2 protein-coding genes are annotated in these 747 nt (G+C 57.7%); both read right to left on the bottom strand.

The genetic code is table 11. The features are described from left to right. Window positions 1-550 (bottom strand): peptidylprolyl isomerase (locus tag ACR0LL_RS21255; RefSeq protein ID WP_480589309.1); only part of this gene is annotated, 550 nt, incomplete at its 3' end. Window positions 551-555: 5 nt separating this feature from the next. Beyond that, window positions 556-747, bottom strand: a 192-nt coding sequence (locus tag ACR0LL_RS21250; protein ID WP_480589307.1) for a respiratory nitrate reductase subunit gamma, incomplete at its 5' end; no start/stop codon positions are given.

The following is a 747-nucleotide window of genomic DNA, read 5'->3' as shown; positions in this document are numbered from 1 at the left end:
ATTCAGGAACCGTATCGCCGGGACTCTGTTGGCCCAATGCTCCGCCGCTTTCTTTTGAGCCGCAGTCGCTTTCACGGGATGCCAGCTTGGCAAAGCCGTTGGAATTTTCCAAAGCCTGCTTTGTCAGATCAACCGCCCGAGCATGTGCTGCCTGGCGCGCATTTTCATCTCTGGGGTCGCAGGCAACCAGAATGTGAGACACCTCCCATAAAGGCGGGGACCTGAAACGCTCCGGGTCTCTTTCCCACTCGGCACGAACAGATGTCTCGGATGGACGTGATACCAGCACAGCTTCTTCGAGAAGGCCCCGAACAAGGGCCTCCTCGTCTGTTTCAAACTTTCCAGGGCTCACCTCTTGAACTTGCGCTTCGATCCGCCGCTTACGCGCCTCTTGCAACAGCAAGGTGCGCACTGCAATCGCATTGGCGGCCTTGCGCCAAGCAATGCCTGGCTTACCTTTTGGGCTGTCATGATTTTGCGTCTCTGCCGCAATCCGGGCAGACGGTACCGTTTCACCATTGACGACGAGATCAGGGAAAAGCGCTTTCACCGGGCTCACTCCGCAGGATTGCTTATTGGACCAACTGCCTTGGCCTTGGCGGCTGCAGTCAGGATGTTGCGCGGCGTTCCCAGCGCTTCGTGTCTGCGCGAGCGCACGATTTGATAGCCCGAGCGTGCGAGATATCGAAACGGCGCCGCGAAGCCTGAGAGCATATGCACAAGCCGTGTGAACGGGAAAAGCATCGT

The sequence above is a fragment of the Ruegeria sp. AI2 genome (genome assembly GCF_056541275.1).
The sequence above is the reverse complement of the archived record's forward strand: the minus strand, read 5'-3'. Positions and strand labels throughout refer to the sequence as shown.